This is a genomic window from Streptomyces sp. NPDC053560 (assembly GCF_044544605.1).
Classification (GTDB): Bacteria; Actinomycetota; Actinomycetes; order Streptomycetales; family Streptomycetaceae; genus Streptomyces.
The window spans coordinates 591,799-610,926 of sequence record NZ_JBITXI010000004.1; the positions used below are offsets into that span (position 1 = coordinate 591,799).

Annotated in this window: 17 protein-coding genes; 14 read left to right on the plus strand and 3 right to left on the minus strand. The window is 73.4% G+C overall.

Annotated elements, in window-relative coordinates; genetic code table 11:
• Positions 1–263: 263 nt before the first annotated feature.
• The 6 genes from ACIGQF_RS12385 (at position 264) to ACIGQF_RS12410 (ending at position 6,789) form a co-directional block, all read left to right on the plus strand.
• Complete coding sequence (locus ACIGQF_RS12385; protein ID WP_399708514.1) at positions 264–1,556, plus strand: prenyltransferase/squalene oxidase repeat-containing protein; 1,293 nt, start codon at positions 264–266, stop codon at positions 1,554–1,556.
• Complete coding sequence (locus tag ACIGQF_RS12390; RefSeq protein ID WP_399708516.1) at positions 1,553–2,242, plus strand: SCO2322 family protein; 690 nt, start codon at positions 1,553–1,555, stop codon at positions 2,240–2,242. Before ACIGQF_RS12385 ends, ACIGQF_RS12390 begins: the two co-directional genes overlap by 4 nt.
• Positions 2,239–3,498 carry a CbiQ family ECF transporter T component gene (locus ACIGQF_RS12395; protein WP_399708519.1) on the plus strand — a complete coding sequence of 420 codons (1,260 nt, stop codon included), beginning with the start codon at positions 2,239–2,241 and terminating at the stop codon, positions 3,496–3,498. Before ACIGQF_RS12390 ends, ACIGQF_RS12395 begins: the two co-directional genes overlap by 4 nt.
• Positions 3,495–5,138 (plus strand): ABC transporter ATP-binding protein, encoded by a 1,644-nt coding sequence (locus ACIGQF_RS12400; protein ID WP_399708522.1) that lies wholly within the window; start codon positions 3,495–3,497, stop codon positions 5,136–5,138. Before ACIGQF_RS12395 ends, ACIGQF_RS12400 begins: the two co-directional genes overlap by 4 nt.
• A complete protein-coding gene (locus tag ACIGQF_RS12405; RefSeq protein WP_399708525.1) occupies positions 5,135–6,007 on the plus strand; it encodes an ECF transporter S component in 873 nt (290 codons plus the stop codon). Before ACIGQF_RS12400 ends, ACIGQF_RS12405 begins: the two co-directional genes overlap by 4 nt.
• Before the next feature lie 332 nt (positions 6,008–6,339).
• The gene (locus ACIGQF_RS12410; RefSeq protein WP_399708528.1) at positions 6,340–6,789 is read left to right on the plus strand and encodes a transglycosylase SLT domain-containing protein; all 450 of its coding nucleotides are present in this window, start codon (positions 6,340–6,342) and stop codon (positions 6,787–6,789) included.
• A gap of 64 nt (positions 6,790–6,853) precedes the next feature.
• Here the strand turns inward: ACIGQF_RS12410 and ACIGQF_RS12415 are convergent, their stop codons facing one another.
• Positions 6,854–7,459 carry a DinB family protein gene (locus ACIGQF_RS12415; protein WP_399708531.1) on the minus strand — a complete coding sequence of 202 codons (606 nt, stop codon included), beginning with the start codon at positions 7,457–7,459 and terminating at the stop codon, positions 6,854–6,856.
• A gap of 82 nt (positions 7,460–7,541) precedes the next feature.
• Positions 7,542–8,711, minus strand: coding sequence for a steroid 3-ketoacyl-CoA thiolase (locus ACIGQF_RS12420; RefSeq protein WP_399708534.1), 1,170 nt, complete (start codon positions 8,709–8,711; stop codon positions 7,542–7,544).
• 253 nt (positions 8,712–8,964) lie between these two features.
• Between ACIGQF_RS12420 and ACIGQF_RS12425 the strand changes: the two genes are divergently transcribed.
• The 6 genes from ACIGQF_RS12425 (at position 8,965) to ACIGQF_RS12450 (ending at position 14,780) form a co-directional block, all read left to right on the plus strand.
• On the plus strand, positions 8,965–10,197 hold the full coding sequence (locus ACIGQF_RS12425; RefSeq protein WP_399708537.1) for a cytochrome P450: 1,233 nt from the start codon (positions 8,965–8,967) through the stop codon (positions 10,195–10,197).
• Between the two features lie 312 nt (positions 10,198–10,509).
• Positions 10,510–11,130 (plus strand): DUF6230 family protein, encoded by a 621-nt coding sequence (locus ACIGQF_RS12430; protein ID WP_399708539.1) that lies wholly within the window; start codon positions 10,510–10,512, stop codon positions 11,128–11,130.
• Positions 11,121–11,600 (plus strand): DUF6114 domain-containing protein, encoded by a 480-nt coding sequence (locus ACIGQF_RS12435; protein ID WP_399708542.1) that lies wholly within the window; start codon positions 11,121–11,123, stop codon positions 11,598–11,600. Before ACIGQF_RS12430 ends, ACIGQF_RS12435 begins: the two co-directional genes overlap by 10 nt.
• 212 nt (positions 11,601–11,812) lie before the next feature.
• Positions 11,813–12,496: a hypothetical protein gene (locus ACIGQF_RS12440; RefSeq protein ID WP_399708678.1), complete on the plus strand. Its 684-nt coding sequence runs from the start codon at positions 11,813–11,815 to the stop codon at positions 12,494–12,496.
• A gap of 346 nt (positions 12,497–12,842) precedes the next feature.
• The gene (gene proP / locus ACIGQF_RS12445) at positions 12,843–14,321 is read left to right on the plus strand and encodes a glycine betaine/L-proline transporter ProP (RefSeq protein ID WP_399708545.1); all 1,479 of its coding nucleotides are present in this window, start codon (positions 12,843–12,845) and stop codon (positions 14,319–14,321) included.
• A 132-nt stretch (positions 14,322–14,453) separates the two neighbouring features.
• Positions 14,454–14,780: an antibiotic biosynthesis monooxygenase family protein gene (locus ACIGQF_RS12450; RefSeq protein ID WP_399708548.1), complete on the plus strand. Its 327-nt coding sequence runs from the start codon at positions 14,454–14,456 to the stop codon at positions 14,778–14,780.
• Between the two features lie 27 nt (positions 14,781–14,807).
• Here the strand turns inward: ACIGQF_RS12450 and ACIGQF_RS12455 are convergent, their stop codons facing one another.
• On the minus strand, positions 14,808–16,868 hold the full coding sequence (locus ACIGQF_RS12455) for an MFS transporter (RefSeq protein WP_399708550.1): 2,061 nt from the start codon (positions 16,866–16,868) through the stop codon (positions 14,808–14,810).
• A gap of 654 nt (positions 16,869–17,522) precedes the next feature.
• On the opposite strand from ACIGQF_RS12455, the gene ACIGQF_RS12460 reads away from it, so the two are divergent.
• Positions 17,523–18,146 (plus strand): peptidoglycan-binding protein, encoded by a 624-nt coding sequence (locus ACIGQF_RS12460; RefSeq protein WP_399708553.1) that lies wholly within the window; start codon positions 17,523–17,525, stop codon positions 18,144–18,146.
• A 171-nt stretch (positions 18,147–18,317) separates the two neighbouring features.
• On the plus strand, positions 18,318–18,980 hold the full coding sequence (locus tag ACIGQF_RS12465) for an HAD-IA family hydrolase (protein WP_399708556.1): 663 nt from the start codon (positions 18,318–18,320) through the stop codon (positions 18,978–18,980).
• Positions 18,981–19,128: the final 148 nt, after the last annotated feature.

The window sequence follows — 19,128 nt, forward strand, 5'->3', positions numbered from 1 at the left end:
GGCCCCCCCCCCGCGCGGGGGGGGGGGGGGGCGCGGGGGGCCGCCCCCCCCCCCCCCCCCGGGGGGGCCCCCCCCCCCCGCGGGGGGGGGGGGCCGGCGCCCCCCCCCCCCCCCCCCCCCCCCCCCGCGGCACCGTCGAGGTATACGGAGCTGAGCCCGGTGCCACCGCGCCGCGCGCGAGTCGCGGACGTGGTGCGGCGGAGTGCGGCTGCGTGACCTCCCACCTCGCGCACCCCGCGAACCGACCGAGAGGCACCGACCCCATGGCCATCACGGCCCGCTCCCTCGCCGCCCCGGCGCGCCGCTGCGCCGCGGCCCTGGCCGCCGCCGTGCTGTGCGCGGCCGCTGCCCCCGCCGCGTTCGCCGACTCCCCCGCGCCCGGCGCTTCCCCGAAGCTCCCGAAGGGCCTGTACGGCAGCACGGACCCCCAGTACGACGGCGTCTGGCGGCAGTCGCTGGCGCTGCTGGCCCAGGACGCCACGGGCGTGCGCCCGGCGGACGAGGCAGTGGACTGGCTCGTGGGACAGCAGTGCGCCGACGGCGCGTTCACCGCGTACCGCGCCGACCCTCCCCCAAGTTCTCGGCTCCGCTCGAACAGGGGGGACCCCCATCAGGACTGCGACGCGAAGACCCTGCGGGACACCAACCAGACGTCCGCCGCCGTCCAGGCGCTGGCCGCCGTCGGCGGGCACTCCGACGCGGTACGCAAGGGCGTCTCCTGGCTGAAGTCCGCGCAGAACGACGACGGCGGCTGGGGCTCGGCGGCCGGCGCCGACAGCGACGCCAACTCCACCTCGGTCGTGATCGGCGCGCTGACCGCCACCGGCACGAAGGAGGCGGCGCTGCCGGAGAAGGACGGCAAGTCGCCCTACGACGCGCTGCTCGCCTTCCGCCTCGGCTGCGACGTGAGGAAGGCGGACCGCGGCGCCTTCGCGTTCCAGGCCAAGGACGGGAAGCTCGCGGCCAACGACGACGCGACGGCGGCCGCGGTGACCGGGGCCATGGGCAAGGGCTTCGTCGTCGAGCCCGGTGGGGACGCCGCGAAGAAGACGTCCTGCGAGGAAGCGGCCGAGGACGCGCGGGGTGCCGCGAGCGGCGGCGCCGATCACCTGGTCTCCGCCATGGCCGCGCACGGCCACCACCTGATGTCCGCCATGCCCGGCGCCGAGGACCGGCCGGATGTCGGCAACACCGCCGACGCCGTGGTCGCGCTGGCGGCCGCCGGGCGGCCGGACGACGCGAGGCAGCCGCTGGAGTGGCTCCGCGGCCACTCCGCCGCCTGGGCGAAGCAGAGCGGCCCGGCCGCCTACGCGCAGCTGATCCTCGCCGCCCACGCCACCGGTGCCGACCCGCGCGACTTCGGGGGCACGGACCTCGTGGCGAAGCTCAACGCGACCGGACCGAAGCCGGCGGCGCAGCAGAACGCGCAGGGCCAGGAGGCCGGGCAGAAGGACGAGGGCGGCATCTCCGTGTGGTGGGTCGTGCTCGTCGGCCTCGCGGTGGGCGCGGGCATCGGCTTCCTGCTGAGCGGCCGCAGGAAGCAGAACCAGCTGTGAGGCACGCCGCCCGGATAGCACGCGGCGCCGGTGCCCTGGTCCTGGCCGGTACGGCCACGGGCCTGGCCGCCGTCCCCGCGCACGCCGACGAGTACCGCTACTGGTCCTTCTGGACGGCGGACGCGCCGGCGCACGGCAAGAGCACCTGGTCCTACGCCACCGAAGGGCCCTCGACCGCCCGCCCCGAGGACGGTGGCGCGGTCGGCTTCCGCTTCACCGTCAGCGCCGACTCCGCGCGCGCCGCGACACCGCGCGCGGCCGCCGACTTCGACGCGGTCTGCGGCGGCACGAAGCCGGCCGACGGCCGCAAGCGCGTCGCCGTCGCCGTCGACTTCGGCACGGCGGCGGACGCCCCCAAGGGCGAGACGCCGCCCGCCGCCCGCGAGAAGTGCGCGCGGGTCCCCGACGACGCGAGCGCCGGCGAGGCCCTCGCCGCGGTCGCCGCGCCGCTGCGGTACGACTCCAGTGCGCTGCTGTGCGCGATCTCCGGCTTCCCGGAGAAGGGCTGCGCCGAGCAGGCGGGCGGGTCGGGGAAGGAAGCCACCGGCTCCGCGGCGCCCGATGCCGGCGCGTCCGACAAGGACACCGGCGCCGGCGGGCCATCCGCCGGCCTGATCGGCGGCATCGCCGCGGTCGCCGTGCTCGGCGCCGCCGCGGTGTGGCAGGCCAGGCGTCGGCGCGGATGACCGCGCCCGGCCGGCTGCGCGCTCCCCTCGCCACCCGGGGGCGCACGCTGCACGCCGGCGCGTGGTGGCTGTGGGCGCTGGGCCTGGCGACGGCCGCGTCCCGCACCACCGACCCGCTCCTCCTCGGACTGCTCGTCGGCGTCGCCGGGTACGTGGTCGCGGCCCGCCGCACCGACGCGCCCTGGGCCCGCTCCTACGGCGCCTTCGTCAAGCTCGGTCTCGTCGTGCTCGCCGTCCGGCTGGTCTTCGCCTTCGTGCTCGGCTCGCCCGTCCCCGGTACGCACACCCTGGTCACGCTCCCCGAAGTGCCGCTGCCCGACTGGGCGCGGGGCGTGCGGATCGGCGGCCGGGTCACCGCCGAGGGCATGGTCTTCGCGCTGTACGACGGGCTGAAGCTGGCCACACTGCTGATCTGCGTGGGCGCCGCCAACGCGCTCGCCAACCCGGCCCGGCTGCTCAAGTCCCTGCCCGGCGCGCTCTACGAAGCGGGCGTGGCCGTCGTCGTGGCGATGACCTTCGCCCCGAACCTGGTCGCCGACGTCCAGCGGCTGCGTGCCGCGCGCCGGCTCCGCGGCCGCTCCGACCGCGGCTTCAAGGCGCTGCTCCAGGTCGGCCTGCCGGTACTGGAAGGCGCACTGGAGCGTTCGGTGGCGCTCGCGGCGGCGATGGACGCCCGCGGGTACGGCCGTACCGCGCAGGTGCCGCGCGCCGTCCGGCACACCACCACGGCGCTCACCCTCGGCGGCCTCCTCGGCATCTGCGCCGGCACGTACGGGCTGCTCGCGGCCCAGGGCGCCGGATACGGGCTGCCGGTGCTGGCCGCGGGGCTCGCCGCCGCGCTCGCCGGACTGTGGCTCGGCGGCCGCCGCTCGGTCCGCACCCGGTACCGGCCCGACCGCTGGGGCCCGCGCGCCTGGCTGGTCGCGGGCTCCGGCGTGGCGGTGGCCGCACTGATGATCTGGGCGAACTCCTACGCGCCCACGGCCCTGCACCCGCCGGCCGTGCCCCTGACCGCACCGGCGCTCCCGCTCTGGCCCGCGCTGTCGGTCCTGGTGGGGCTGGTACCGGCGTTCGCCGCACCGGTACCGGCGGGCTCCCCCGGCCCGCCCGCCGAGCGGCGCACAAAGAGGGCGGGGCGGCGCCCCGAGAGCGTGAAGCCGCACTCGGAAAGCGTGGAGGCGCGCCGGGAGAGCGTGGAGCCGCGCCCGAAAAGCGCGGTGGAGAACGTGAAGAGCGCGAAGGAGAGGACGACGTGATCCGGTTCGAGCAGGTGTCGGTCACCTACGGGGACGCCGGCACGCCCGCCGTCCAGGGGATCGACCTGACCGTCCCCGAGGGCGAGCTCTGCCTGCTGGTCGGCCCGTCCGGCGTCGGCAAGTCGACCGTGCTGAACGCCGTCTCCGGCCTCGTACCGCACTTCACCGGCGGCACGCTGCACGGCCGGGTCACCGTCGGCGGCCGCGACACCCGCACCCACCGGCCGCGCGAACTGGCCGACGTGGTCGGCACGGTGGGCCAGGACCCGCTGTCCCACTTCGTCACCGACACCGTCGAGGACGAGCTGGCGTACGGCATGGAGTCGCTCGGCCTCGCCCCCGACGTGATGCGCCGCCGCGTCGAGGAGACCCTCGACCTCCTCGGCCTCACCGACCTCCGCGACCGCGCCATCACCACCCTCTCCGGCGGCCAGCAGCAGCGCGTCGCCATCGGCTCCGTCCTCACCACCCACCCCAAGGTGCTGGTCCTGGACGAGCCGACCTCGGCGCTGGACCCGGCCGCCGCCGAAGAGGTACTGGCCGTGCTCCAGCGGCTGGTCCACGACCTCGGCACGACCGTGCTGCTCGCCGAACACCGCCTGGAACGCGTCGTCCAGTACGCCGACCAGGTCATCCTGCTGCCCGCCCCCGGGGCCGCGCCGGTCATCGGCGAACCCGCCGACATCATGGCGGTCTCCCCCGTCCACCCGCCGGTCGTCGCCCTCGGCCGGGCCGCCGGCTGGTCACCGCTGCCGCTGACCGTACGCGACGCCCGCCGCAAGGCCGGCACGCTGCGCGAGCGGCTGGCCGGGCAGTCCCCGGCGTCCCCGGGCGCGGCCGCCGGCGCACCGCCCGTGCCGTCCGCCGCAGCGCCGGTCGCCGAGGCCGCCGGGCTGTCCGTACGCCGCGGCCGCATCGACGCACTGCACCGCGTCGACCTGGCCGTACGCCCCGGCGAGACCGTCGCCCTGATGGGCCGCAACGGCGCGGGCAAGTCCACGCTGCTGAACACCCTGGTCGGCCTGCACGAGCCGGCCGCCGGATCGGTCCGGGTGGGCGGCGCCGTGCCGCACCGCACCGGCCCGCGCGAACTGCTCCGCCAGGTCGGCCTGGTGCCGCAGGAACCGCGCGACCTGCTGTACGCGGACACCGTCGCCGCCGAGTGCGCGGCGGCCGACGCCGACGCGGGCGCGGCCCCCGGCAGCTGCCGCGCCCTGGTCACCCGGCTGCTCCCCGACGTCCCCGACGACACCCACCCCCGCGACCTCTCCGAAGGCCAGCGCCTCGCCCTGGCACTCGCGGTGATCCTCACCGCCCGGCCGCCGCTGCTCCTGCTGGACGAGCCGACCCGCGGCCTGGACTACGCGGCCAAGGCGCGGCTGGTGACCGTGTTGCGCGACCTCGCCGCCGAGGGCCACGCCATCGTCCTCGCCACCCACGACGTGGAACTCGCCGCGGAACTCGCCCACCGCGTCGTCATCCTCGCCGACGGCGAGGTCGTCGCGGACGGCCCGACCGCCGAGGTCGTGGTCTCCTCCCCGTCCTTCGCGCCGCAGGTCTCCAAGGTCCTCGCCCCGCTGCCCTGGCTCACCGTCCCCCAGGTCACCCACGCCCTGGCCGCACTGGAGCGCACGGCATGAGCCGGGCCACGGACACGGCGCGGGCCGTCGGCACCGCGCAGCGGCAGGTCCGGGCGATCCGCCTCGGCCCGCGGTCGGTGGCCGCCCTCGTCCTCATCTCCGCCGTCGGTGTCATGGCCTTCGGCTGGCCGCTGCTGGCGGACTCCGCGTCCGGCCTCGCGCACTCCAAGGACGCGCCCTGGCTCTTCGCCGCGCTGCTCCCGCTGCTGCTCGCGGTCGTCGTGGCGACCATCGCGGACGTCGGCCTGGACGCCAAGGCCATCGCCATGCTCGGCGTGCTCGCGGCGGCGGGCGCCGCGCTGCGGCCGCTCGGCGCGGGCACGGCGGGCATCGAGCCGATGTTCTTCCTGATGGTGCTGTCGGGACGGGTGCTCGGGCCGGGCTTCGGCTTCGTGCTCGGCGCGGTGTCGATGTTCGCGTCGGCGCTGCTCACCGGGGGTGTCGGCCCCTGGATGCCGTTCCAGATGCTGTCGATGGGCTGGGTGTCGATGGGGGCCGGGCTGCTCCCCGGGGCCGACCGGCTCCGCGGCCGGAGCGAGATGCTGCTGCTGGCCGCGTACGGCACGGTCGCGTCCCTCCTGTACGGCCTGGTCATGAACCTCCAGGGCTGGCCGTACATCGCGGGCCTCGCCTCCGGCGTCTCGTTCGTCCCCGGCGACCCGCTCCCGGACAACCTCGCCCGCTTCGTCGCGTACTGCCTGGCCACCTCCCTCGGCTGGGACCTCCCCCGGGCGCTGGTCACGATCGTGCTGACCCTCACCGTCGGCCCCGTCCTCCTGAAGGCCCTCCGCCGCGCCACCCGCCGCGCGGCCTTCGACGCCCCGGTGTCCTTCGCGACGGAGGACGGCCGGCGGTCGGGGGGCGGCTGAGGACGGCTCGCGGCTTCGAGGCCCCCTCCCCGGCCACCCCGTTTTCTGTGAAGCCACGCACAGGGACCTTGGTCACATACGAGGCGCGATAGCAGGTCCCGGCGCGGCCCCCTGCCCGCCTGCGCGCCCCGCCCCGCGCGGGGGCTGCGCCCGGTGACCGGACCGGGGCCGGGGTCCCCGGCGCGCGGCCCGGTACGAAGCACGTACGTAACGGCCGTGCTTGCCAGGTCCGCGGACCGCCTCGCACGGTGAAGTGGTCGCCGGGTCCGCAAACCTCACCGCTGCCCGGCGACGCACCCCGCCCCGTGTCCCCGTCGGAAGGTCCTCCCTCCGTGCTGTCCACCGTGTGCTCTGCCGCCGGCCGTACCGTCCCCCGTCTCGTCACCCGTCGCCGCGCCGCGGGCGCTGCCGCCGCCGGTGCCGTGGCGCTCGGCGCCGCCGCCACCGCCGCCGTCGCCGCGACCCCGGCGCACGCCGCCGAGCGGGCCGGTGCGAGCGAGGCGCAGGCCGCGGCGCACCAGCAGATCCCGGACCAGCGCCAGTACCAGTGCTTCAGCAACATCGTGGAGCGCGAGAGCGGCTGGAACCCGCAGGCCTCCAACGCCTCCTCCGGCGCCTACGGCCTGGTCCAGGCGCTGCCCGGCTCGAAGATGGCCTCGGCCGGCGCGGACTGGAAGACCAACCCGTCCACCCAGGTCAAGTGGGGCCTGAACTACATGAACGAGCGCTACGGCAGCCCCTGCGGCGCCTGGTCCTTCTGGCAGTCCCACAACTGGTACTGAGCCGCGGGCGGCTCCTTCCCCGCTGCCCCCGTATCCCCTATCCGCCGACGGCGTGACCCGGGTCCTAGACCCCGGTCGCGCCGTCGAGGCGTTCGCGGAGCAGGTCGGCGTGGCCGTTGTGCCGGGCGTACTCGGCTATGACGTGGACCAGGATGCGGCGGAGCGAGACCGGCTGGCCGCTCGCCGCGTGGGTGCCGGTGGCGTCCAGCGAGGGCGTGGCGGCGACGAGCTTGCGGGAGTGCGCGCACTCGGCGCGCCAGAACGCCAGCTCTTCCGCCGCGTCCCCGTCCAGCATTTCGAAGTCCTGGTCGGGGTGGTCGTCGGAGTAGTACGGGAAGTCGTCCCGCTCACCGGCGAACTGGACGCGGAACCACCAGTGCTCGACGCCGGCGAGGTGGCGGATCAGCCCGTGCAGGCTGAGGCCGGACGGCGGGACGCTCTTCTCCGAGAGGCGCTCGGCCTCTATCCCGGCGCACTTGAGCTCGAAGGTCCTGCGGTGCCAGTCGAGGAACGAGGTGAGGATCTCCCGCTCGTCCCCGACCAGCGGCGGGGCGGGGCGCTCTTCCGGCCCCGCCCATTCCGGCGGGAAGTTCTCCGGGGGGATGGCGGGCGGTGCTGCGGGAGCCGTGGAGTCCGCCGGCTCTGCCGCTCTCGTCGGTTCTGTCGTCATGTCTGGAGTGTGACAGGCGCCACTGACAATGGCCGCCGGCCGCCGTGCCGCGGCAGGGCCCGCGCCGGCGCCGGCCGGGCCGTCACAGCCGCTGGATGATCGTCGCGGTTGCCAGTGCGCCACCCGCGCACATCGTGATCAGGGCGAATTCCTTGTCCCTGCGTTCCAGTTCGTGCAGGGCCGTGGTGATGAGCCGGGCGCCGGTGGCGCCCACCGGGTGGCCGAGGGCGATGGCGCCGCCGTTCACATTGACCTTCTCCAGGTCCTGTTCGAAGACCTGGGCCCAGGACAGAACGACGGAGGCGAAGGCCTCGTTGATCTCGACGAGGTCGATGTCCTTGAGGGACATGCCGGCCTTGCCGAGCACCGCGCGGGTCGCGTCGACCGGGCCGTCCAGGTGGAAGTGCGGGTCGGCGCCGACCAGGGCCTGGGCGACGATGCGGGCCCGCGGCTTCAGCCTGAGGGCCCGGGCCATCCGCTTGGACGCCCACATGACGGCGGCGGCGCCGTCGGAGATCTGGGAGGAGTTGCCCGCGGTGTGGACGGCGGTGGGCATGACCGGCTTGAGTCCGGCGAGCGCCGCCATGCTCGTGTCGCGCAGCCCTTCGTCGTGGTCGACCAGCCGCCACATGCCCTGCCCTGCGGCCTGTTCCTCCTCGGTGGTGGGCACCTGGACCGCGTAGGTCTCGCGTTTGAAGCGTTCCTCGGCCCAGGCCTGCGCCGCACGTTCCTGGGAGATCAGGCCCAGCGCGTCGACGTTCTCGCGGGTCAGGCCGCGTTTGCGGGCGATGCGTTCGGCGGCCTCGAACTGGTTGGGCAGGTCGACGTGCCATTCGTCGGGGAAGGGCTTGCCGGGGCCGTGCTTGGAGCCGCTGCCCAGGGGGACGCGGGACATCGCCTCGACGCCGCAGCCGATGCCCACGTCGATGACGCCGGCCGCGATCATGTTGGCGACCATGTGGTTGGCCTGCTGCGAGGAGCCGCACTGGCAGTCGACGGTGGTCGCGGCGGTCTCGTAGGGCAGGCCGACCGCGAGCCAGGCGTTGCGGGCGGGGTTCATGGACTGTTCGCCGGCGTGGGTGACCGTGCCGCCGACGATCTGCTCGACGCAGTCCGGCTGGATGCCCGTTCTCTCCAGGAGTTCGCGGTACGTCTCGCCCAGCAGGTAGGCGGGGTGGAGGTTGGCGAGCGCCCCTCCGCGCTTGCCGATCGGGGTGCGGACGGCTTCGACGATGACGGGTTCAGCGGCCATGACTCGTCCTCTCCTGGCTGTCCGGGCGGCCCGGCACCCGGGCAGAACTAGTACGCGTTCTAGTTCCGCGCCCAGTCTCACGAGCCTCACGCGCCCGCGCAAGAGTGCCGCGTCGGCCGTATTCGCAAGTATTTCCCGCGTGAGCCTTGCCACTTGTAGAACTCGTTACTACCTTCGCGGCATCTTCTGATGGCCCGTCAGGAGTACGGGAGAACCGGCCGCCGAAGCCGGAGAGACGGACCTGGAGACACCGATGCCTTGTCCAGCGCTGCCCGACGGGTTCGACTTCACCGACCCCGACGTCTACCGAGACCGCGTGCCCCTCCCCGAATTCGCCCAGCTGCGGCGGACCGCGCCCGTGTGGTGGAACGCCCAGCCGCACAACATCGCGGGCTTCGGGGACGACGGCTACTGGGTGGTGACCCGGCACGCGGACGTCAAGGAGGTCTCCACCCGGCCCGATGTCTTCTCGGCGCACCGCAACACCTCGATCATCCGCTTCAACGAGTCCATGACCCGCGACCAGATCGACGTACAGAAGCTGATCATGCTGAACATGGACCCGCCGGAGCACACCCGGGTCCGGCAGATCGTCCAGCGCGGCTTCACCCCCCGCTCCATCCGCGCCCTGGAGGACGCGCTGCGCGAACGGGCCGGCCGGATCGTCGCGGAGGCGAAGAAGAACGGCCGCGGCGACTTCGTCACCGACATCGCCTGCGAGCTGCCGCTCCAGGCCATCGCGGAGCTGATCGGCATCCCGCAGGAGGACCGGTCCCGGATCTTCGACTGGTCGAACAAGATGGTCGCGTACGACGATCCCGAGCTGGCGATCACCGAAGAGGTCGGCGTCAACGCGGCGATGGAGCTGATCTCGTACGCCATGAACCTCGCGGCGGCGCGCAAGGAGTGCCCGGCGAAGGACATCGTCAGCGCGCTGGTGGCGGCGGAGGACGAGGGGAACCTGGGCAGCGACGAGTTCGGCTTCTTCGTCCTGCTGCTGGCGGTGGCGGGCAACGAGACCACGCGCAACGCCATCACGCACGGCATGCACGCCTTCCTCACCCACCCCGAGCAGTGGGAGCTGTACAAGAGGGAGCGCCCCTCGACGGCCGCCGAGGAGATCGTGCGCTGGGCGACGCCCGTGGTCTCCTTCCAGCGCACCGCCACCCAGGACACGGAGCTGGGCGGCGCGCACATCAAGGAGGGCCAGCGGGTCGGCATCTTCTACGCGTCGGCCAACAACGACCCCGAGGTGTTCGACCGGCCCGAGGACTTCGACATCACCCGTGACCCCAATCCGCACCTGGGCTTCGGGGGCGGCGGCCCGCACTTCTGCCTGGGCAAGTCGCTGGCCGTACTGGAGATCGACCTGATCTTCCACGCCATAGCCGACGCCGTACCGGACATCGCGCTCAGCAGCGACCCCCGGCGGCTGCGCTCGGCGTGGCTGAACGGCGTGAAGGAGCTGCGGGTCAGCTACGGGTAACTCCCATGCCCTGCAAGGGCGGTGGCCGCCGGACCCCGGTGGCCACCGTCTTCCCTTTTGGCGGAAAACCGCCCGACCCGGAACCTTGCCAACCTCCACTGGCGCACTTACATTCAACTCAACTCGCCGGTAACACCGGCGGTAACACTCGGCACGCGGCCACGACCCGCTGCGTCCGCCCCCCCCACGCGCCTCGTTCGCCCCCCACGCATCGATCAGCCCTGCGCCGGCCGCTCCCGGGCCGACGCGTCGCCGGTCGATCAGCCAGCTATCGATCCACGCATCGAACACGCACCGAAGGGGACAGCAGCCATGAAAGACGCACACGGCAGACCGGTCACGGGACGGGTCAGCGCACGGAAGTTCGCCGTGCTGGCCGTCCCGGCCTTCGCGGGCACGGCGGCCCTGGCCATCGCCCTGGCCAACGGCGCGCTGGCGGCCTCGTTCGCCGTCTCGGGCCAGCAGTTCAAGGTCTCGGCGAGCAGCCTCAAGGGGGACGGCTTCGCGCAGTACGGCGGGGTGGACGCCAACGCACGCGGCGAGCTGCTTCCGGTCGCGGTGACCGCCATCAAGCAGGCGGAGCTGAACAACCTCTGCCAGTCGGTGGTCACCAAGCTGCCCGTACTGGGCAACATCTCGCTGAACCTGACCGCGGGCAAGGGCGGCAAGCCCGTCGAGGCCAAGAACCTCTACGTCGACGCCACCCAGCTCTCGGGCAACGCCTCGTTCAACAACATCGAGATCGGCCGGGACGCCTCCACGCTGGACAAGGGTCCGGCCGAGGCACAGGGCATGCAGGACGCCTTCGCCCAGCAGGCCGACGACGTGAACATCACCGATCTGAAGCAGACCGCGTGGGCGACCAACGCCGGCACCTTCAAGCTCTCCGGGCTGAGCATGAAGATCAGCAAGGGCAAGAAGGAATGCTTCTGACCCGGCGCGCGGGCGGCCGCCGGGCAGCGCGGGGCGATGCGCAGCGGCCCCGCTCCGCCTGGTGGCGCTGGCGCAAGGCGCGGCCCTTCTGGGGCGGGCTGGCCACGGTCCTGGCGGGCCTGGAGATCTGCGTGATCCCACTGGCCCCGCTGAAGGTCATGCTCCAGCAGGGCATCGCCGGCATCCCGTCCGTACTGATGGGCCTGGTGATGATCGTGATGGGCCTGACCGCCTGGTTCGCGCCGCACTACCGCGGGCTGGCCGGCGTACTGACCGTCCTGATGGCGGCCGCCGCGCTGGTCATGTCCAACCTCGGCGGCTTCTTCATCGGCACCGTGCTCGGCATCCTCGGCGGCGCCCTGATGTTCGCGTGGCAGCCCGCCCCGGAGCCGGAACCGGCAGCCGCGGACCCCTCACCGGCGGACACGGCCGCCGACGGCGCGCCCACGGCCACAGGTCCGGCGGTCTAGCGCGCGGCGGCTCGGCCGCCCCTCCCAAGAACGGCGTCCTCGGCCGCCTCGGCCGTGGCCGAGGACGCCCTGCACCACCGCACATCACTGCACACCAGCGCACCACCAGCACTGTTTGCACCATCAGCACCGTCTGCACCACCAGCACTCCGTACCGGTACCGCACGATCACTCGATCACCCGCAACGGCAACCGCAAGGAGACCCTCGATGATGCAGCTCAGACCCCGTACGCATGCCCGTACGCTGCTCGCCGCCGGCACCGGCGTCGCGGCGGCGGGCGCGCTCTGCCTGGCCGTCACCGCGCCGGCCACCGCGGCAGCGCCCGCCCCGGCCGTGGCCGCCGGCTCCACCACCGTCACCCCCGCGGGCCACGCCTTCGCCGCGAAGCTCACCGGCAAGGCCACCTTCAAGGCCGGTTCGGTGACCGTGACCTGCTCGGCGTCCAACTCCACCGGCCAGGTGCCGGCCGCGCCCGGCAACCACAACGCCGCCGGACCGGTGTCCAGCACGATCAGCGCGCCCACGTACGGTTCGTGCACGACGAGCATGCCGGGCGTCAGCGCCACCGTCACCACCAGCGGCACATGGGGCGTGTCCATGCAGAACGGCTCGCCCAGCACCGCCGTGATGAACATTCCGCAGGGCGGTGTCGTCGTGAAGACCAGCGGCCTCGCCACCTGCACGGTCACGGCCGCGCCCAGCGGCCCGGCCACCGTCAACGGCAGCTGGACCAACGGCGCGCCGTCCACGCTCACCTTCTCCGGTGCCTCGGTGCCGGTGACCGTCACCGGCGGCTTCGGCTGCCCGACGAGCGCGACGGCCTCGACGTTCGGCGCCACGTACGCGGTGTCCGACACGACGGACCCGGCGTCGCAGATCACCGTCACCGGCTGACCGGGCGGCCGCCCGCACCGGCCGTCCTGACGTGACGGTCCACATCCGTCCGAGTGGCGCCGCGGAGCCGCCGGACGGATGCTGGACGGGCGACGATCCGACGGCGCGGCGTTCCCCGGAATGCCGCGCCGTCACGTGGGATGGGTCACATCAGGGCCCTCAGTTGCACGTGATCGCAGCGATAAGGATCACAGGAATACTTTCTCCGTGTCCGTTCTGTCCGACGCATCGCCCCTGCAACGAGGGGGTTTCACCCCCTTCCCATATGCGGACGAACACCCTCCGTGACGATCCGTTCTGCCCCTAAGGTCGACATTCGCCCGTCGGTGGCCCGGCGGGCTTTGCAATGCAGTCGTCCCAGAGAGCGCAGGCGAGCGAACACGTGCCGACGCACACCTCCGTCGCCCCGGGCCCCGGTGCCCGTGCGAAAGACCGGGCTCCTTCCAGCGAGGAGCGGCACGGTGCCACGGTCGTCGACCCGGCCATGGCCAAGCGAGCGGTCTCCGCGGCCGCGCTCGGCAACGCGATGGAGTGGTTCGACTTCGGCGTCTACAGCTACATCGCGGTCACTCTCGGACAGGTGTTCTTCCCGTCCGGGAACCCGACCGCGCAGTTGCTGTCGACGTTCGGAGCGTTCGCCGCGGCGTTCCTCGTACGGCCCATCGGCGGCATGGTCTTCGGTCCGCTCGGTGACCGTATCGGACGCCAGAAGGTCCTCGCCATCACCATGATCATGATGGCGATCGGCACCTTCGCGATCGGCCTGATCCCCTCCTACGCCGCCATCGGCGTCTGGGCCCCCGTCCTGCTGCTGATCGCCCGCCTGGTGCAGGGCTTCTCCACCGGCGGTGAGTACGGCGGCGCCTCCACCTTCATCGCCGAGTACTCGCCCGACAAGAAGCGCGGCTTCTTCGGCAGCTGGCTGGAGTTCGGCACGCTCGCCGGCTACATCGGCGGCGCCGGCCTGGTCACCCTGATGACCGCGCTGCTCAGCCACGACGACCTGGTCTCCTGGGGCTGGCGGATCCCGTTCCTGATCGCGGGCCCGATGGGCATCATCGGCCTCTACCTGCGGATGCGCCTGGAGGAGACCCCGGCGTTCGCCGCGATGGAGAAGGAGGCGGCGGAGCAGGAGAAGCAGCGCCGCACCGCCGAGAAGAAGACCGGCCTGCGCGAGATGATCGTCGGCCAGTGGCGCGCGATGCTGCTCTGCGTCGGCCTGGTCCTGGTCTTCAACGTCACCGACTACATGCTGCTGTCGTACATGCCCAGCTACCTGACCTCGGAGCTGAAGTACGACGAGACGCACGGCCTGCTGGTCGTGCTGGCCGTGATGGCCTTGATGATGTGCGTCCAGCCGTTCGCCGGCCGCGCCTCCGACCGCTTCGGCCGCCGCCCGGTGATCGCCGCCGGCTGCATCGGCTTCTTCGTCCTGTCCGTCCCGGCGCTGCTGCTGATCCGCCAGGGCTCGCTGGCCGCGATCGGCCTGGGCATGGCCGCGCTCGGCCTGCTGCTGGTCTGCTTCACCTCGACGATGCCGTCCACGCTGCCCGCGCTCTTCCCGACGAAGGTGCGCTACGGCTCGCTCTCCATCGGCTTCAACGTCTCCGTCTCGCTCTTCGGCGGTACCACCCCGCTGGTCGTGACGGCCCTCATCGGCGCCACCGGCGACAAGATGATGCCCGCGTACTACATGATGGCGGCCGGCGTCATCGGCGGTATCGCGGTGTGGAAGATGTCCGAGAGCGCCGGCCGGCCGCTGCCGGGCTCCAAGCCCGCGGTGGCCAGCGAGGCCGAGGCCCGCGAACTGAGCACGGCGGCCTGACCCCGCCGCTCTCACGCGCGACTGTCCGACGAAGCCCCTTGCTCCGGCAAGGGGCTTCGTCGTATCCGTCCGGTCCGGATATGTGCCCGGGGCGCCCGGGGGCCGTCCGGCGCGATGCGGCAGGATGGCGGCATGAGCATCGTGAAGATCAATGTGCTGACCGTCCCCGAGGAGCAGCGCGAGGTGCTGGAGAAGCGCTTCGCCTCCCGCGCCGGTTCGGTGGAGTCCTCGGACGGCTTCGAGTGGTTCGAGCTGCTGCGCCCGGTCGAGGGCACCGACCAGTACCTCGTCTACACCCGCTGGCGGGACGAGGAGGCCTTCCAGGCGTGGATGGAGGGCCCGATGAAGGCCGCGCACCAGGGCGGCGGCGAGAACGCCGAGCGTCCGAAGCCGGCCGCCTCCGGCTCCACCGTCTGGTCCTTCGACGTCGTCCAGCAGGCCGCCCCGAAGACCGCCTGAGCCGGTACGACCGCCCGGCCCGCGTTCTCACACCGGGCGCGGGCCCGCCGGGCGGCGCTGTACGGGCCGGGCGTCCCCGTTGCGCGGGCATTCCCCGTCCGAGCCGCCCAGCTCCGCCGTCAGCTGCTGGACCAGTTCGGTGAGGTCCATGGGGCGGTCCTTGGTCCACCAGTCGCCGAGCAGCTCGGCGAGGGTCTCCTGGCGGGCGGCCGCGAGCCGGTGCGCGACCCGCCGCCCGGCCTCGGTGAGCACCATCGGCATGCCCTGCCGCTCGGCGAGCCCCCGTGCCTCCAGCTGCCGGGTGGCCTCGGAGATCACGCCGAGGGGTACGGCGCTGCGCTCGGCGAGCAGCGCGGGCTCCACGGAGCCGTACCGGTACATCCGCAGCACCATCCAGCTCGCCGCCGGTCTCAGGTCGCACCCGGCCCGCGCGGTGATCGTCTCGTAGAGCCTCTTGCGGCCCTCCAAGGAGCCCAGCTTGGACAGGGCGCGGGCGCACTCGTCGTGCGAGGACCGTTCGACGGGGTTCGAGGACAGCACCTCGGTGGTGTCCGGGGCCGTCACCGAGCCCCGCAGCGGCTCCTCCTTGAGCAGCCAGGCCAGCACGAAGGCGAGCAGGACGACGGGCACCGCGTAGAGGAAGACGTTGGTGATCGAGGTCGCGTAGGCATCCAGCACGCCGGAGGCCTCGCCGGGCGGCAGCTGCGACACCGCGCGCGGGTCCTCGGCCAGCTTGCCCGGGTCGACGCCCGGCGGGAGGCGGCGGCCGGCGAGCGCGTCGGCGATCCGCGGGCCGAGCATGTTCGCGAAGATCGTGCCGAAGATCGAGACGCCGAAGGACGCGCCGATCGAGCGGAAGAACGTGGCCCCCGAGGTGGCGACACCCAGGTCGGCGTAGGGCACGGCGTTCTGCACGATGAGCACCAGTACCTGCATGACCAGGCCGAGCCCGAGGCCGAAGACGAAGAAGTAGCCGCTCATCTCGGCGACGCCGCTGGACCGGTCGAGGTTGTGCAGGAGCAGCAGGCCCACGGCGGTGACGCCGGTGCCGGCGATCGGGAAGATCTTGTAGCGCCCCGTCCGGCTGACCAGCTGGCCGGAGACCGTGGAGGAGAGCAGCATGCCGATGACCATCGGCAGCATGTGCACGCCGGACATGGTCGGCGAGACCCCGTGCACGACCTGGAGGAACGTCGGCAGGTACGTCATCGCGCCGAACATCGCGAAGCCGATGACGAAGCCGATGGCCGAGCAGAGCGCGAACGTACGGCCGGTGAAGAGGCGCAGCGGCAGGACGGGCTCGGCGGCCCGCCGTTCGACCAGGACGAAGGCGACGAGGAGCAGGACGCCGAGCACGCCGAGGCCGATGATCTGCCAGGAGCCCCACGGGTAGCTGACGCCGCCGAGCGAGGTCATCAGCACGAAGCAGGCGGCGACCGCGGCGATCAGGGCGGTGCCGGGGTAGTCGATGCGGTGCGGGGTGCGGCTCGACGGGATGTGCAGCACGGCGGCGATGACGATCAGGGCGACCGCGCCGATGGGCAGGTTGATGTAGAAGACCCAGCGCCAGCTGAGGTGGTCCACGAAAAGCCCGCCGAGCAGCGGTCCCAGCACGCTCGTCGCGCCGAAGACCGCGCCGAAGAGGCCCTGGTACCGGCCGCGGTCCCGGGGCGGCACGATGTCGCCGACGATCGCCATCGACAGCACCATCAGTCCGCCGCCGCCCAGGCCCTGGATCGCGCGGAAGGCGATGAGCTGCGGCATGTTCTGGGCGATGCCGCACAGCACGGAGCCGATCAGGAAGATCCCGATGGCGGCCTGGAAGAGTTTCTTGCGCCCGTACTGGTCGCCGAGCTTGCCCCACAGCGGGGTGGCCGCCGTGGACGCCAGGAGGTAGGCGGTGACCACCCAGGAGAGGTGGTCCAGGCCGCCCAGCTCGCTGACGATCGTGGGCAGCGCGGTCGAGACGATGGTCTGGTCGAGCGCCGCGATCAGCATGCCGAGCAGCAGCGCGCCGATCGCCACCAGCACGGTCCGCTGCGGCCGGGCCTCGGCGGGGACGGCGGGAGCGCCGGTGTCCTGCGCCATGGACGTCTCCTTACGTCGGTACCGCGACGAGGAGCGGGGCGGGGCTCCGGACCGCGGCCGGGAGCGGAGCCGCACTCCCGTCCCGCTCATTTTGCCCCGCTATGACACGTTGAGCGATGTGTCGTACTCCGCTTGTTCACGTCCTGGGGCCCTGTGCAGGAGGCGACGGCATATGCATAATCGCAGCCGAGACTAGGGAGGGGACCGCACGTGACGGCCAGGAACTGCCCGACCTGCTTAGCCCCCGCTCGGACCGGCGGCCACCCCGGCTGCCGGTGCGAGCAGGCGGCCGCCCAGGACTTCGACCCGCTGCACATCCGGCCGTACGTCTCCTTGCCGGACGCGCCCGATCCCGACGATCCGCCGCAGTCGCCCCGCAGGCCGCGCGCCTTCACGGTGCGCGCCTACGGCCCGCCGGCGTTCCCCCCGCCTTCGTACGTCCGGGTGCCCCGGCCCCCGTACGCCCCGCCCCGCACGGCGCAGCCGCCCGCCACACCCCCCGGGGGGTTACCCGCGGCCCATGAGCCGCCCGCCGCGGCGCCGCACCTCCCGCTGTACGCCCCGCAGGGCGGTGGGGAGGGGCCCGGGCCGGGCCATCGGCGGTCGCCGGGCCGGCGGCCCGACGGGCTTCCGGTCGCGGGGCCGGTGGCGTTCATGGACCCGCCGGGCGGGGACATCGGGCAGGCGGATGGCCGGTTAGAGCCGGAGCGGCGCAGGCGCCCGGTGCTGCTGGCGGGGCTGATGGTCACCGCGGCGGCCGGTTCGGTCTGCGCCGCGCTCTTCGGGGGCGAGCTGCACGCGGGGGGCGGCGCCGGCGACGTGCTCGCCGACCGCGGCGAACGTCCCGTCGCCGATCTGCCCGACGGGGCCACCGAGGTCCGGCCGGCCGACCCGGGCACGGCATCCCGCTCGGCCACGCGACTGCCCGGCGCACGGGCCGCCGCCAGCGCCGCCGAGACACCGTTCACCCGTCGGCCGGACGCTCCGACGACGCGCTCCGCCGAGCGCACGCGCGAGGAGGCCCGGCGCTTCCTCACGGGCTCGGCCACCGGCCCGGCCGTACTGTCGGAGGGTTCGAGCGGCCCCGAGGTGGTGGAGCTGCAGCGGCGGCTGGCGCAGCTGAAGCTGTACGCCGGGCCCGCCGACGGCCGGTACGACACCGGAGTGGCGGCCTCCGTGGCGAGGTACCAGCGGACGTACGGCGAGACCGAGGACCCGTACGGCGTCTACGGATCCGCGACCCGCACCTCTCTGGAGTTCCTCACGGACGAGCCCTGACCGGCCCCTTTGCCCCCTTTATCACCGCGCCCCCCTGGCCTGCTGACCAGGGGGGCTTGGCGTGTGGCCGAACCGCTTTGTATCGTGGATGAACAAAGTGGTTCCGCCCGCTTCCCCTGACCGGCGGGCGGGGCCGCTCTTGTCCCACCACTCCAGCACAGGAGTCCGCCGATGACGGCAACCCGCACCCTCACCGCCCGCGCCCTGCTCCTCGACATGGACAGCACCATCGTCAACTCCGAGGCGGTCGTCGAGCGCTGCTGGCGCCGCTGGGCCGCCGAGCAGGGCATGGACGCCGACGAGGTGCTGAAGGTCGTGCACGGCCGCCAGGGCTGGGCCACCATGGCCGCGCTGCTCCCCGACCGCCCGATGGAGCAGAACCTCGAGGACAACCGGCTCATGCTGGAGCAGGAGACCGCCGACACCGACGGTGTCGTGCCGGTGCCCGGCGCACCCGCCTTCATGACCGCGATCGCCGCCGTGCCGCACGCCCTGGTGACCTCCGCGAGCGTGCCGCTGGCCGAGGCCCGGATGGGCGCCGCCGGACTGCCGATGCCCGGCGTACGGATCACCGCCGAGTCGGTGAGCGCCAGCAAGCCGGACCCGGAGGGCTTCCTGAAGGGCGCCGCCGAGCTGGGCTTCGCCCCCGAGGACTGCCTCGTCTTCGAGGACTCCGAAGCAGGCATCCAGGCCGGCCTGGCCGCCGGGATGCGCGTCGTGGGCGTCGGCGACCGGGCCGCGGCCTTCGGGCCGACCGTGCAGGTGGACGACCTGACGCAGCTGCGCGTCGAGCCGCTCCCCGACGGCGGCGTACGGCTGCACATCGCCGCCTGAGCACACGCCACGCCAGAAACGGCGAGGGGCCCCCCCCCGGCCGGGGGGGGCCCCCCCCCCGGGGGGGGCCCCCCGCCCCCCCCCGCCCCGGACACGCCGAACCCCGCGCGCACCAACATACCCCAGGCCGGCGCCGTGCTGGTTAGCG